Here is a 14,494-nt window from a genome sequence, read left to right as displayed (position 1 = left end):
CCTGAATCCCATCCGCAAGGAGCAATGACATGAGCAAGAGCAGCCAGAAATTCATCGCCCGCAACCGGGCCCCGCGGGTGCAGATCGAGTACGACGTCGAGCTCTACGGCGCCGAGAAGAAGGTGCAGCTGCCCTTCGTGATGGGCGTGATGGCCGACCTGTCCGGCAAGCCCGAAGATCCGCTGCCGCCGGTGGCCGACCGCAAGTTCCTCGAGATCGATGTCGACAACTTCGACTCGCGCATGAAGTCCATGAAGCCGCGCGTCGCCTTCCAGGTCGAGAACACGCTGACCGGCGAGGGCAACCTGCCGGTGGACATCACCTTCGAGAGCATGGACGACTTCTCGCCCGCCGCCGTGGCGCGCAAGGTCGAAGGCCTGAACAAGCTGCTCGAGGCCCGCCAGCAACTGTCCAACCTGATCACCTACATGGACGGCAAGAGCGGCGCCGGCGACCTGATCGCCAAGGTGTTGGCCGACCCCACGCTGCTGAAGACACTGACCGACGCGCCCAAGGCTGAGTAAGCCGCAGCCCACAAGAACACCCTGAAACGACCGGAGTTTCAAACATGACCCAAGCGGAACAGTCAGCATCGGCCCTGGCGGGCGTGACCTTCGAAGGCAATGACTTCGCGGCACTGCTGAACAAGGAATTCAAGCCCAAGACCGAGGAGGCGCGCGGCGCCGTGGCGCAGGCCGTGCAGACGCTGGCCCAGCAGGCGCTGAGCAACACCACGCTGCTCAGCGACGACGCCGTCAAGACCATCGAGGCCATGATCGCGGCCATCGACAGCAAGCTCACCGAGCAGATCAACAAGATCATGCACCACGAGGACTTCCAGAAGCTGGAATCCGCCTGGCGCGGCCTGCACTACCTCGTCAACAACACCGAGACGGACGAGCAGCTCAAGATCCGCGTGATGAATGTCTCCAAGACGGACCTTGGCAAGACGCTCAAGCGCTTCAAGGGCACGGCCTGGGACCAGTCGCCGCTGTTCAAGCGCCTGTACGAAGAGGAATACGGCCAGTTCGGCGGCGAGCCCTATGGCTGCCTGGTGGGCGACTACCACTTCGACCACACACCCCCCGACGTCGAGCTGCTCGGCGAACTGTCCAAGATCGCCGCCGCCGCCCACGCGCCGCTGGTGACCGGTGCCGCGCCGAGCGTCATGCAGATGGAAAGCTGGCAGGAACTCGCCAACCCGCGCGACCTGACCAAGATCTTCACGACGCCGGAGTACGCCGCCTGGCGGTCCCTGCGCGAGTCCGACGACGCCCGCTACCTGGCCCTGTGCATGCCGCGCTTCCTGTCGCGCGTGCCCTATGGCGCCAAGACCAGCCCGGTCGACGAGTTTGCCTTCGAGGAAGACACCGAGGGCGCCGACCACAGCAAGTACACCTGGTCCAACGCCGCCTATGCGATGGCGGTAAACATCAACAGTTCGTTCAAGCAGTACGGCTGGTGCTCGCGCATCCGCGGCATCGAATCCGGCGGCGCGGTGACCGGCCTGCCCACGCACACCTTCCCGACCGACGACGGCGGCGTGGACATGAAGTGCCCGACCGAGATCGCCATCTCCGACCGCCGCGAGGCCGAGTTGAGCAAGAACGGCTTCCTGTCGATGGTGCACCGCAAGAACAGTGACTTCGCGGCCTTCATCAGCGGCCAGTCGCTGCAAAAGCCCGCCGAGTACGACGACGCCGACGCGACCGCCAATGCCGCACTCGCGGCCCGCCTGCCCTATCTGTTCGCCTGCAATCGCTTCGCCCACTACCTGAAGTGCATCGTGCGCGACAAGGTCGGCTCCTTCAAGTCGCGCGACGCGATGGAAGACTGGCTCAACAGCTGGATCCTGAACTACGTCGACGGTGACCCGATGAACTCGTCGGAAGAGACCAAGGCCAGCCGCCCGCTCGCGGCCGCCCAGGTCGAGGTCTCGGAAGTGGAAGGCGCACCGGGCTACTACCAGTCCAAGTTCTACCTGAAGCCGCACTACCAGCTCGAAGGCCTGACCGTGTCGCTGCGGCTGGTGTCCAAGCTGCCGTCCGAGAAGTCCGCCTAAGACAGTTGGGAGAACTCGCCGGCGCGGGAGCAGGACGGGTCATCTCTCACCACCACCACCACACCCGCGCTTTGAACCCCTAAGGAGATATCAACATGGCAGTCAATGCATTCCTCACCTTCTTCGACAAGGCCGATGGCGAGTCCATCCAGAAGGGCAAGGAAAAGTGGATCGAGATCCAGGGCTGGGACTGGGAAGTCGAAGCCGAGACCAGCTGGACCAAGGGCGGCGGCGCTTCCGTCGGCAAGCCCAACCCCGGCAAGATGAACTGGGAGCACTACTTCGACACCTCGTCGACCGTGATCCTGGGCTATATCTGCACCGGCAAGGCCTTCCCCAAGGTCGAGCTGCAGATGATGAAGACCACGGGCAGTGCCACGCCCGAGACCTACTTCACGATGACGATGGAAGGTTGCTTCATCACCAAGGTCAACCAGAGCGGCACCGAGGAAGGCAACGTCACGCAGAAGGTCGAAATGGTCTTCAAGACCGTCAAGATCGAATACAAGCCGCAGGACAACAAGACCGGCAAGCTCGGCGCGCCCAAGACCTACAACTGGGACATCCCGGCCGGCACGGCTTCGCCGTCGGCCTGAACGGGCCCACCCCCTACCGGCTTCGCCGGCCCCCTCAAGGGGGCGCTGCCAGTGGCCCGGCACAGCGCTTGCGCTGCGGTGAAGGCTCATATCGCTTGGCGATGTGATGCCGGAGCCAAAGCCGGTTCCACGGCAGCCGCCGGGTCAGGCACTACATGCGCAAAGCTCGTTTGTCCTCTTCGTCGCAGCCTTCCTCTGACTGTTCATGAGTCGTTCGAACATCTTCATGCAACTCATCACCGGCGCCGGGCCGGTGGTGGGCGAGGGCCTGCTCGAAGGCTGGGAAGGCTCGATCGAGCTGCTGGAGTTCGGCTGGGGCATGCAGGCCCTCAAGGACCCCAAGAGCAAAGCCAGCGGCCTGGCCGCAGCGGCTGCTGCCGCTGCGGCCTCGATGGCGGGGCTGGGTACGCCCGTCAGCATCAAGATGCAGCCGCTGACCTTCAAGAAGCGGTTTGACGTCGGCTCCTCGCAGATGCATTTCTGCCTGGACAACCACCWGCCCGTGCTCAGCGCGTCCATCACGGTGCTGCACATCAAGCAGCAAGGCCGGGCCATCCATCAACCTGGCTTCACCGTCGTCTGTACCCAGGGCTACTTTGCCGACTGCACCCTGGAGGTGTCAGACGATGGCCTGTCCAAGGAGGTGAGGGAAAGCTGGACCCTCAACTTCAAGAACATCAAGATGATGTATCTGAAGACCCTCGGCAAGGACAACCTGCCCACGGCCCCCTTCTTCCACCCATTGGCCCTCTGATGTCCAACAACGGCGCCGACATCTTCCTGGTTCTGCTGCGCCCCACCCGCGTGCCGGTCGTGGGCGAAGCAGCGTCCGAAGGCTTCCAGGGGCAGATCCTGGTGGAGACGCTCAACTGGAAGCTGCACAACGAGGACGAGCGCAAGAACGCCAGCAAGGCGGCAGCGGCCTTCACCCTCGCGAGCGGCAGAGCAGACAAGCAAGGCAGCAACGAGTTGCGTGCGATGCATGCGGCCAGCGACGATTACCAGAAGCGGGACAAGAGGCTGCAGGAGTCTTTCGCGAAAGCCCAGCGTGGCGGCAATTTTTCCGAGGCAGACTGGAAAGCCCACCAGGACCAGCGCGATGCCCTCGGCGCGGCTTTCAACAAGAAGCTCGAAAGCATCGCCAGGGATCCGAACGCCTTCGCGCCTTCCGACCCGCAAAAAGCCGAAAAGGCGGCCACGCTGCAAGGCGAGCGGGAGAAGCAGTACGCGGACCTCGAACGCAACCGCAACTTCGAATTCACGTTCACCAAGCGGGTCGACATCGCCAGCACCCAGATGCTGAACTCGATGAAGGCGGGCAACATCTTCCCCTCGGGCACGCTCACCATCCACCGGCGCTCGGCGACGTTCCTGGACGGCACTTCGCTGATCTTCACCATCCAGAAGATCCGCCTGCTGGAATACGAGTTGGACGTGGTCGTGAACGAGACCATGACGGAGATGATGGAGAAGTGGACCTGCGAATTCGGTTCGCTCGCCTACGTCTACAAGAACCCGCCATCTCACTACTCGCACAGCAACACCGGCCAGGCCGTCGCCAAGACGGCGTCGCAGAACACGACGCGCGCCTTCACGATGAAGAACATCGGCTCACCCATCTAGCTTCCCATGGCCCTGACCAACTACCGGGACGTCAGCACGTCGATGAGCGACGTGTCGGCCGGCTTCCAGTTCGAGTTCTTCTGCGAGAAATGTGGCGAGAGCTCGCGCTCGGCCTTCAGGCCCTATCGCAAGGGCCAGATCACGGGCTGGCTGAGCCGTTTCGCCTTCATGTTCTACGACCTGAACAAGGCCAGCCGGGCCACCGGCGCGTTTGCCGAAGCCGGTGGCGGCAGCGCCAAGGCCGAGGCCCTGGCCGAAGCCATGGCCGCCGCGGCACCGCTGTACGAGAAATGCACCGGCTGCCGCAAATGGGTAGGCCGCGAATGCTGGAACAGCAGCAGCAACAGCTGCCGCGACTGCGCCGCCCGTTCCGCGCTGGATGCGGGTTCGGCCAGCCAGGGCGCCGCCAGCGGGGGTGGCTCGGCCTGCCCCAACTGCCAGACGCCCAGCCAGGGCGGGCGCTTCTGCCATGAATGCGGCTTCGACATGGCCAGCACGCACAAGAGCTGCCCGGCCTGCGGCATCACCCTCTCGCGGCAAGCCCGCTTCTGCACGGACTGCGGCCATGGCTTCTGATCTCTCTCCCCAACAAGCCGCCGAAGAGCTACTCCGCGCCGGCGACCCGCGCGCCGCACTCGCCAAGCTGACCGAGGCCGTGCGCGCCAAGCCGGCCGATCCCAAGCTGCGCACCTTCATGTCCCAGCTGCTCAGCGTGCTCGGCCAGTGGGAACGCGCCCACACCCAGCTCAATGTCGTCGCCGACATGGACAAGCTGGCCATCCCGATGCGCGAGACCGTCGGCCACGCCATCCGTTGCGAGCTGCTGCGCGCCCAGGTGTTTGCTGGCAAGCGCACGCCGGTTGTCTTCGGCCAGCCCGAGGCCTGGGTGGCCCAGTTGATCGAGTCCCTCAAGCAGCAGGCCGAGGGCAACCACCAGCTTGCGGCTGACCTCGCCACCAAGGCCTTCGAGGCCGCGCCGACGAGTGCGGGCAGCATCGACGGCCAGCGCTTCGAGTGGCTCGCCGACGCCGATTCACGCCTCGGCCCGGTGCTCGAGGTCTGCCTCAACGGCCACTACACCTGGGTGCCCTTCCAGCACCTGGCCAAGATCCATTTCGASGCGCCCGAGGACCTGCGCGACTGCGTCTGGATGCCGGCGCAGCTGAGCTTCACCAATGGCGGCAACAGCGTCGCCCTGGTGCCCACGCGCTACCCGGGCTCCGAGAAGAGCGAGGATGGCCTCATCAACCTGGCGCGCAAGACGGAGTGGCAAGCACTGCCAGGCGAGGACCGCTATGCCGGCCTGGGCCAGCGCGTGCTGACCAGCGACATCGGCGACCACGACCTGATGGCCGTCAGAGAAATTCTCTTCGACGCCAGCGAGGCCACGCAGACCGAAGGCAACTGATGGCCAGCTTCGGTGCCCAGGACCGCCTCCAACCCTCGCTGCTGGACCGGCTCACCGACAACGATGCCAGCTCCAAGGTCGAGGCCCTCGAGGCCCGCGTACTGAGCCGCAAGCAGCTGCGCGAGGCCGTGCTGCGCGACCTCTCCTGGCTGTTCAACGCGGTCTGCGAGGAGCCGGACATCGGCAACCGCAACGACCCCGAACGCACGGCGCTGTGGAAGAGCTTGCCGCATGCGCGCGACTCGGTGCTGAATTTCGGCATCCTGCCCCTGACCGGGCAGACCATGACCATCCACCAGTTCCCCCTCATCGAGGCCCAGGTGCGCCAGGCCATCATCCGCTTCGAGCCGCGACTGGACCCGGACACGGTGGAGGTGCGCATCGCCAACGACATGAGCACCGGCCTGCGCCCCACCAGCTTGCGGCTGACTATCAAGGGCCAGATGTGGAACCAGCCGGTGCCGCTGGAGCTGCTGTTGAGTGCGGATGTCGATGTCGACACCGGTCAGGCCGCGGTGCGTGACCTGAGGGCTTGAGACACTCCGAATCATGGACCCCCGCCTCCTCCGCTACTACAACCAGGAACTGCGCTATCTCCGCGAGATGGGTGGTGAGTTCGCGCGCGAGTTTCCCAAGATCGCCGGGCGCTTGGGCATGGAGGGCCTGGAGGTTGCCGACCCCTATGTGGAACGCCTGCTCGAAGGCACGGCCTTCTTGGCCGCGCGCGTGCAGCTCAAGCAGGATGCCGAGTTCCCCCAGCTCGCCCAGGCGCTGCTGGACATGGTCTGCCCCAACCTTGGCGCGCCGATCCCGTCCATGCTGGTGGCTCAGCTCGAGCCCGCCCAGGACCCCAACCTGATCGCCGGCTTCACATTGCCGCGCGGCAGCGCGTTGATGGGCGCCAAGACGCCGCTGGGGCCGACGCGCTGCGAGTTCCGCACCGCCCAGCCGGTCACGCTGACGCCCATCCGGGTCAGCCAGGTCGAATACTTCCTCAGCGCCACCGACATCAATTTCAGCGGCCTGCCGCTGCGCGAGCGACCCAAGAGCGGCGTGCGCGTGCGCATGGAGCTGCCCAGCGGCATGAGCTTCGCGCGGCTGCCGCTGGACAGCCTGCGCTTCTTCATGGGTGGCCTTCAGGACGTGGCGCTGAAGCTGCACGAGCTCGCCACCTGCCGCTGCGTGGGCGTGCTGGCCGGGCCTGGTGGCAAGGAGGCTGCGGCCAAGCGCCAGTTCATCCCGGCCAACCGCGTGCACCACGTCGGCCTGGCCGATGACGAGGCCATGCTGCCGGTGACGCTGCGCGGCCTGTCCGGCACGCGGCTGATGCAGGAGTACTTCGCCTTCCCGCAGCGCTTCCTGTTCATCGACGTTGCTGGCCTCAAGCCCAGCTTCGCCGCCTGCACGGGCAACACCTTCGAACTGGTGCTGCTGTTCGACCGCTACGAAGCCAGCCTGGAGGGTGGCGGCGAACCGGCCAACTTCAGCCTGAATTGCGTGCCGGCCATCAACCTCTTCGAGCGCCGCGCCGAGCGCATCACCGTCGATGACAGCGCCACCGCCTTCCAGGTCATCCCCGACCGGCTAGCCGGCGCCGACTTCGAGGTGTTCGACGTCGCCTCGGTCACCGGCTTCTCCAGCGACACCGACGAGCTGCAGTTCCTGCCGCTGTTCGACGTGCCCCACGCCGACCCGGCCGGCGCCTCCGGCTATTTCAGCCTGCTGCGCGAGCCGCGTCTGGCCAGCGACCGCGCCAAGCGCGAGGGGCCGCGCTCGGCCTATGTCGGCAGTGAGGTTTTCTTGTCCCTCGTGGATCTGCAGCGCGCGCCTTACCGGSCCGACCTGCGCCAGCTTGCCGCCAAGATCCGCTGCACCAACCGCGACCTGCCCCTCTTCATGCCCGCCGGCCGCGATCATGGCGGCCTGACGCTGGAGACCCGTGCGCCCGTCGACCATGTCGCCGTCGTGGCCGGCCCGTCGCGGCCCGGCAGCGCGGCGCGCGAAGGCGCACTGGCCTGGCGGCTGCTGTCGCTGCTCTCGCTGAACTACCTGTCCTTGGTCGACGAGGATCCCGAGCGCGGCGCRCTGGCCCTGCGCGAACTGCTCGGCCTGTTCGGCCAAAGCTCCGGCGCCGGCCTGCTGCGGCAGATCGAGGGCGTGCGCTCCGTCACCACGCTGCCCATCGTGCGTCGCCATCCGGCGCCGGGCCCCATCGCCTTCGGTCGCGGGCTGGAGGTGCAGCTGACGGTGGACGAGCTCTCCTTCGAAGGTGGCAGCGCGACGCTGCTGGGCGCCGTGCTGCACCACTACTTCAGCCGCCATGTGTCGATGAACAGTTTTGTCCAGACGCTGCTGGTCTCGCGCACCCGCGGCGAACTCAAGCGCTGGCAGCCGCTGTCCGGCGCCCGGGCTGTGCTGTGAGCCAAAAGCCCGAGCCCTCGATCTTCGACGCGCTGGCCGCGCGCCCGGGCCGGTTCGACCTCTTCCAGGCCCTGCGCCGCATCGAGGCGGCCCACGCCGACAAGCCGCGCCTGGGCGATGCGTTGCGCCCGGGCGACGAGCCGGTGCGCTTTGCCAGCGAACCGGCGCTGAATTTCGCGCCGACGGCCATCACCAAACTGGCCGCCAACGACCACGGCCCGCCACGCCTGGTGCAGCGGGTGCTGAGCCTGTTCGGCCCCAATGGTGCCTTGCCCACCCACCTGACCGAATATGCCCGCGAGCGGGCCATGCACCACGGCGACCGCACCTTCGCGGCCTTTGCCGACATGCTGCTGCATCGCTTCGGCCTGCTCTTCTACCGGGCCTGGGCGCGCGCCAACCCGGTGGTGGGCATGGATCGCAGCCGCGACGCGCCCATCGTGCGCCATGTGGGCGCCCTCATCGGCCTGGCCGAGCCGTCGCTGCGCGAGCGCGACGCCCTGGGGGATTTTCCCAAGCTCTATTTCGCCGGCCGCCTGGCTCGCTCGGCGCGCGATGCCGATGGCCTGCAAAGCTGGATCGCGCTGCGCTTCCGTGTGCCCGCCCTGGTGCAGCAGTTCAGCGGCCACTGGATGCCGTTGGGGCCTGAAGAACGCACCCGACTCGTCAAGCACGACGGCGTGGCCCTGGGGCGCGGCGCCGTGCTGGGCCGCCAGGTCTGGGATGTGCAGCACAAGTTCCGCATCGAGATCGGCCCCCTGGGCTGGGAGGCATTCCAGGCCTTCCTGCCGTCGGGCCCGCATCTGCCGGCCCTGCAGGCCATGGTGAGGCAATACGTCGGCCAGGAGTTCGCCTGGGATGTGCGCCTGCGCCTCAAGCCCGCCGAGGTGCCGGCCTGGCCGCTGGGCAGGCAACCCGGCGTGGGCATGCTGGGGCGCAGCGCCTGGCTGAACAGCCAGCGCCCGCGCAAGCGAGCGGATCAGCTGTTGATGAACGTCGAAAGCATCTGCCGCGGGCCCTTGAAAGCCTCGCTCGCGCCCAAGCACCAGATCTAGCTCCGCGCAGCGGAACTGAACGGCGGCCTCGGTCACTTAGCACCGAGGAGAACTGGAAATGACTGACATCAGCCGCCAAGCCCTGTTCGGCAAGCTCAACCCGCTGGCCTACAAATCCATCGAAGGCGCCACCGTCTTCTGCAAGCTCAGGGGCAACCCTTATGTCGAGCTGGTGCACTGGATCACCCAGCTGCTGGAGAACAACGAATCCGACGTCAGCGCCATCGTGCGCCACTACGGCCTGGACGCCGCCGCGCTTGCGCGTGACGTGACGACGGCGCTGGACCGCCTGCCGCGCGGGTCGACGGCCATCAGCGACTTCTCCGAGCACATCACCCACGCCATCCAGCAGGGCTGGGTCTATTCGACGCTGATGTACGRCGATGCCCAGGTGCGCAGCGGCCACCTGCTGCTGGCGCTGCTGTCCACGCGCTCGCTGCGTGAAGCGCTGTTCGGCATCTCGCGCCAGTTCGAGAAGATCAAGGCCGATGACCTGGCCGACAAGCTGCAAAGCCTGGTCGGCAAGACCGGCGAAGCCGGCCTGGGCGCCACCGACGGCAGCGCGTTGAACAGCGCGCAACCCGGCCAAGCCGAGGGCGCGATGGCGCCCGCCGCCATGGGCCGCCAGGAGGCGCTGAAGAAGTTCACCGTCGACCTGACCGAGAAGGCGCGCAAGGGCGAGATCGATCCGGTGACCGGTCGCGACGACGAGATCCGCCAGATCGTCGACATCCTGATGCGCCGCCGCCAGAACAACCCGCTGCTGACCGGCGARGCCGGCGTCGGCAAGACGGCCGTGGTGGAAGGCTTTGCGCTGCGCCTGGCGCGCGGCGACGTGCCGCCGCCCATGCAGGGCGTGACGCTGCTGACGCTGGACATCGGCCTGCTGCAGGCCGGCGCGTCGATGAAGGGCGAGTTCGAGCAGCGCCTGCGCCAGGTCATCGACGAGGTGCAGGGCAGCCCCACGCCCATCATCCTGTTCATCGACGAGATCCACACGCTGGTGGGCGCTGGTGGTGCGGCCGGCACGGGCGACGCGGCCAATCTGCTGAAACCGGCCCTGGCGCGTGGCAACTTGCGCACCGTGGGCGCCACGACCTGGGCCGAATACAAGAAGTACATCGAGAAGGACCCGGCGCTGACCCGCCGCTTCCAGACCGTGCAGGTCRAGGAGCCCGACGAGAAGAAGGCCATCCTGATGCTGCGCGGCGTGGCCACGGTGCTGGAGAAGCACCACAAGGTCCAGCTGCTCGACGAGGCCATCGAGGCCGCCGTCAAGCTATCCCACCGCTACATCCCGGCCCGCCAGCTGCCCGACAAGGCCGTCAGCCTGCTCGACACCGCCTGCGCCCGCGTGGCCGTCAGCCAGCATGCGATGCCGGCCGAGGTCGAGGACTGCAAACGCCGCATCGAGTCGCTGGAGATCGAGCAGGGCATCATCGGCCGCGAGGCTCAGGTCGGCGTGCACATCGGCGACCGCGGCGTGTCGGTGGAAGAGAAGCTGGCCAACGAGCGCGCGCGCCTCGCGACGCTGGAAGTGCGCTGGCAGCAGGAGAAGGATGTCGTCGCCAAGATCCTGGAGCTGCGCGCCAAGTTGCGCGGTGATGGCCAGCCGGTGGACGAAGCAGCTTCAGCCCAACCCGACCGCGACGGCCTGCTGGGCGAGATGCACGCCGCCCAGGCCCAGCTAGCCGAGCTGCAAGGCGACGCCCCGCTGATCCTGCCCTCGGTCGACGCGCAGGCCGTGGCCAGCGTCGTCGCTGACTGGACCGGCATCCCCGTCGGCCGCATGGTCAAGAACGAGCTGGAAGCCGTGCTGCGCCTGGGCGCCACGCTAGGCCAGCGCGTCATCGGCCAGCAGCATGGCCTGGACATGATCGCCCGGCGCATCCAGACCTCGCGCGCCAAGCTGGACAACCCCAACAAACCCATCGGCGTCTTCATGCTGTGCGGCACCTCGGGTGTGGGCAAGACCGAGACGGCGCTGGCGCTGGCCGAATCGCTGTACGGCGGCGAGCAGAACGTCATCACCATCAACATGAGCGAGTACCAGGAGTCGCACACCGTCTCCACGCTCAAGGGCGCGCCTCCGGGCTACGTGGGCTACGGCGAGGGCGGCGTGCTGACCGAGGCCGTGCGCCGCCGGCCCTACAGCGTCGTGCTGCTGGACGAGGTCGAGAAGGCCCACCCCGACGTGCACGAACTCTTCTTCCAGGTCTTCGACAAGGGCTGGATGGAGGACGGCGAAGGCCGCATGATCGACTTCAAGAACACCATCATCCTGCTGACCAGCAATGTGGGTTCCGAGCTCATCATGAACATGTGCCGCGACCCCGAGCTGCTGCCCGACCCCGAGTCGCTGGCCACGGCCCTGACCGAGCCGCTGCAGAAGGTTTTCCCGCCGGCGCTGCTGGGCCGCATCGTCACGATCCCCTACTACCCGCTGAGCGATGAGATGCTGGCCCGCATCGTGCGCCTGCAGCTCGGCCGCATCGTCAAGCGCGTCGCCGAGAACCACCGCATCCCGTTCGAGTACAGCGACGCAGCGGTGGAGCTCATCGTCAAGCGCTGCAACAACGCGGAGTCGGGCGGCCGCATCATCGACGCCATCCTGACCAACACGGTGCTGCCCAAGGTGTCGATTGAATACCTGTCGCGCACGGCGTCGGGCCAGCCGCTGCAGAAGGTCAGCCTCGGCGTGGCCGATGGCGACTTCTCCTACGCCTTTGATTGAGACGAGCAGATGGTGGCCGTAGTGACTTCCCGGGCCGAGCGCCGGGCCGCTCCCAAGCCGGCCCGCCAGGCGATGTGCTTGTGGCTCAATGCCGCAAGCATCGCCGTCCCCTCGGGGGCTTCGGCTGGACACGGTGCGCCCAGTGGGCGCGCTGTGCCTGCCGAAGAGCTGCGGCGCAAGACGCAGCGCGGTCTGCAAGACCGGTCGATGTACTCATCGGACGAGGGGCCGACACATGTCTAGTGTGATGTCCATCACCACCAAGCTCGGTGGTGACAAGTTGCTGGTGCTGCGCATGGAGGGCCGGGAGCAACTGGGAGCGCTGCCCGAGTGGCAGGTCGACCTGGTCGGCAATGTCAGCCTGCTGGGCGTGCGCGAGTCCATCGACCTGCACGCCCTGCTGGGCTCGCGTGCCAATGTCAGCATCGAGCATGGCGCCAAGCGTCACTTCAATGGTTTCATCACCGAAGTCCAGCGCGGTGAACGCCATGGCCGCTTTGACTCCTTCCGCATCACCATGCGGCCCTGGACCTGGTTCGCCACGCGCACGCGCAACTCCAAGGTGTTCCAGAACAAGAGCGTGAAGGACATCGTCACCGCCGTCCTCACGCCCTACAGCGCCGACTTCGCCTGGCGGCTGCAGGACGCCGCGGTCTACAAGCCGCTCGAGTACTGCGTGCAGTACCAGGAATCGGACTTCGACTTCGTCAGCCGTTTGCTGGAAGAGTTCGGCATCTACTATTTCTTCGAGCACACCAGCACCACCCACACCCTGGTGCTGATCGACTCGATGGGCAAGCACAAGGCCAAGACGGGCGACAAGACCGTCAAATGGTCCCACAAGCTCGATGCCACCAAGCCCACCCTCGTCGACTGGAAGATGGTCGAGGAGGTGCATTCGGTCAAGGCCGTTGTGCGCGACTACGACTACCTCGCGACGGCGTCTGCCATCCAGCAGGAGCACAGCGCGCTGCCCACGGCGGCGACCGCCAAGCTCGGTGACGCCGAGGTCTATGAGTTCCCGGCGCGTGCGGTGCAAAACCAGGTCAAGCCCGACGCGCAGCCGACCGCAGCGGCCGCCATTCGCGTCGCCAAGATGCGGCTGGAAGAGCTGCAGTCGCTGCAGCAGATCTACACCGGCACCACCAACTGCAACGACATCACGGTGGGCGCCACCTTCGATCTCGAAGACGCCCTCAATGCGGCCGACGACGACAGCTACCTGATCGTCGGCATGAATTTCCACGCCGAGTTCGCCGACCACGAGGCCATCGACGATCTCAGGTCCCTGCCGCGCCGCCGCGACGGCGTGATCGCCAATCTCATGTGCATCAGCACGGGCGGCAATGCCTTCCGCCCGCAGCGCCGCACGCCGCGGCCCATCATGTACGGGCCGCAGACGGCCATCGTCGTCGGCGCCTCGGGCAACGAGGTGGAGACCGACAAGCACGGCCGCATCAAGGTGCAGTTCCACTGGGACCGCCTGGGCGAGAACAACGAAAACAGCTCCTGCTTCGTGCGCCTGTCCCAGCCCTGGGCGGGCAAGGGCATGGGGCTGTGGATGATCCCGCGCGTCGGCCACGAGGTGGTCGTCAGCTTCATCGGCGGCGACCCCGACCGACCCCTCATCACGGGCTCGGTGCACAACGACATCAACACGCCCATCTATCCCCTGCCCGCCAATTCCGACATCAGCGGCTGGCGCACCCACTCGACCAAGAACGGCGCGGCCGACGCCCGCCACGAACTGCGTTTCGACGACAAGACGGGCAAGGAATACGTCTGGCTGCAGTCGCAGAAGAACTTCCATCGCCACGTGAAGGAAGACGCCTTCGACTGGATCGAGATGAACGAGACCAAGAAGGTCAAGCTCACGCGCAAGGAGGTCGTCGGCGAGAACTGGTATGTCAACGTCGGCAAGGACGTCATGCACGACCTCGGCAAGGACTTGCACACCAAGGTCGCCGGTGACATCTTCACCACGGGTGCGGCCACCTACCAGCTCAAGCTTGAGAAAGACTTCAACGCCAAGGTCGGTGCCGACTACGGGCTTGACGTCACCGGCAAGACGGCCGTCAAGGCCGGCGGCGACATCAACCTGCAAAGCGGCGGCGCGGGCAACTTCAAGACGACCGGCAACCTGGTCGGCGAGGCCGGTGCCAAGCTGTCGCTGAAGGCCACAGCCGACCTGTTGATGCAAGCCGTCAACATCAAGGCCAAGGGCAGCGCCGAGATCGTGCTGGAGGCCACGGCCGGCATCAAGATCGTCTGCGGCGGCTCGGTCATCACGCTGGGCCCGGCGGGCGTCACCATCGACGGCCCCCTCGTCAAGGTCAACTGTGGCGGTGGCGGCGGCTCCGCCGGCGCAGCCGAGAGCGCGGCCGCGGCCGAGCCCAAGGCGCCGGAAGACGCCATGAACCAGGAACTGCTGACGTCCGCCAAGGCCACGGACTACGACAAGCTTTTTGAAGACCCCTTGACCGTCGGCCAAGAGGCGCCAAACACCGCCGCCGCGGCCAATGCGAGCGCGGACGCCGCAGCAGCGGCCAAGGCCGCCGCTGAAGCCGCCGCGGCCGCCGCCGCCGCTGCGGCCCG

General features: G+C 66.5%; 12 protein-coding genes. All 12 read left to right on the top strand.

What is annotated here, in order from left to right; genetic code table 11:
• Positions 1 to 29: 29 nt before the first annotated feature.
• Positions 30 to 524, top strand: coding sequence for a type VI secretion system contractile sheath small subunit (gene tssB / locus AC1DU6_RS07530; protein WP_457394438.1), 495 nt, complete (start codon positions 30 to 32; stop codon positions 522 to 524).
• A 44-nt stretch (positions 525 to 568) separates the two neighbouring features.
• Positions 569 to 2,062, top strand: coding sequence for a type VI secretion system contractile sheath large subunit (gene tssC, locus AC1DU6_RS07525; protein ID WP_056194087.1), 1,494 nt, complete (start codon positions 569 to 571; stop codon positions 2,060 to 2,062).
• 95 nt (positions 2,063 to 2,157) lie between these two features.
• Entirely contained in the window at positions 2,158 to 2,658 is a 501-nt protein-coding gene (locus AC1DU6_RS07520; RefSeq protein WP_056194090.1) for an Hcp family type VI secretion system effector, read from the top strand.
• 205 nt (positions 2,659 to 2,863) lie between these two features.
• The gene (locus AC1DU6_RS07515; RefSeq protein WP_477856491.1) at positions 2,864 to 3,412 is read left to right on the top strand and encodes a hypothetical protein; all 549 of its coding nucleotides are present in this window, start codon (positions 2,864 to 2,866) and stop codon (positions 3,410 to 3,412) included.
• On the top strand, positions 3,412 to 4,281 hold the full coding sequence (locus AC1DU6_RS07510) for a hypothetical protein (RefSeq protein ID WP_477856490.1): 870 nt from the start codon (positions 3,412 to 3,414) through the stop codon (positions 4,279 to 4,281). Before AC1DU6_RS07515 ends, AC1DU6_RS07510 begins: the two co-directional genes overlap by 1 nt.
• Positions 4,282 to 4,287: 6 nt before the next feature.
• Positions 4,288 to 4,857: a double zinc ribbon domain-containing protein gene (locus tag AC1DU6_RS07505; RefSeq protein ID WP_056194100.1), complete on the top strand. Its 570-nt coding sequence runs from the start codon at positions 4,288 to 4,290 to the stop codon at positions 4,855 to 4,857.
• The gene (locus AC1DU6_RS07500; protein WP_477856488.1) at positions 4,847 to 5,689 is read left to right on the top strand and encodes a type VI secretion system accessory protein TagJ; all 843 of its coding nucleotides are present in this window, start codon (positions 4,847 to 4,849) and stop codon (positions 5,687 to 5,689) included. Before AC1DU6_RS07505 ends, AC1DU6_RS07500 begins: the two co-directional genes overlap by 11 nt.
• Positions 5,689 to 6,225 carry a type VI secretion system baseplate subunit TssE gene (gene tssE, locus AC1DU6_RS07495; protein WP_457325119.1) on the top strand — a complete coding sequence of 179 codons (537 nt, stop codon included), beginning with the start codon at positions 5,689 to 5,691 and terminating at the stop codon, positions 6,223 to 6,225. The genes AC1DU6_RS07500 and tssE overlap by 1 nt, the downstream gene beginning before the upstream one ends.
• Before the next feature lie 13 nt (positions 6,226 to 6,238).
• Complete coding sequence (tssF, locus tag AC1DU6_RS07490; RefSeq protein WP_477856486.1) at positions 6,239 to 8,110, top strand: type VI secretion system baseplate subunit TssF; 1,872 nt, start codon at positions 6,239 to 6,241, stop codon at positions 8,108 to 8,110.
• On the top strand, positions 8,107 to 9,165 hold the full coding sequence (gene tssG, locus AC1DU6_RS07485) for a type VI secretion system baseplate subunit TssG (protein WP_477856485.1): 1,059 nt from the start codon (positions 8,107 to 8,109) through the stop codon (positions 9,163 to 9,165). Before tssF ends, tssG begins: the two co-directional genes overlap by 4 nt.
• Positions 9,166 to 9,223: 58 nt before the next feature.
• The gene (tssH, locus tag AC1DU6_RS07480; protein WP_477856484.1) at positions 9,224 to 11,899 is read left to right on the top strand and encodes a type VI secretion system ATPase TssH; all 2,676 of its coding nucleotides are present in this window, start codon (positions 9,224 to 9,226) and stop codon (positions 11,897 to 11,899) included.
• A 247-nt stretch (positions 11,900 to 12,146) separates the two neighbouring features.
• The coding region (locus AC1DU6_RS07475; protein WP_477856482.1) for a type VI secretion system Vgr family protein at positions 12,147 to 14,494 on the top strand (2,348 nt) is incomplete at its 3' end.

It is taken from the genome of Roseateles sp. P5_B10 (assembly GCF_056400485.1).
The sequence above is the reverse complement of the archived record's forward strand: the minus strand, read 5'-3'. Positions and strand labels throughout refer to the sequence as shown.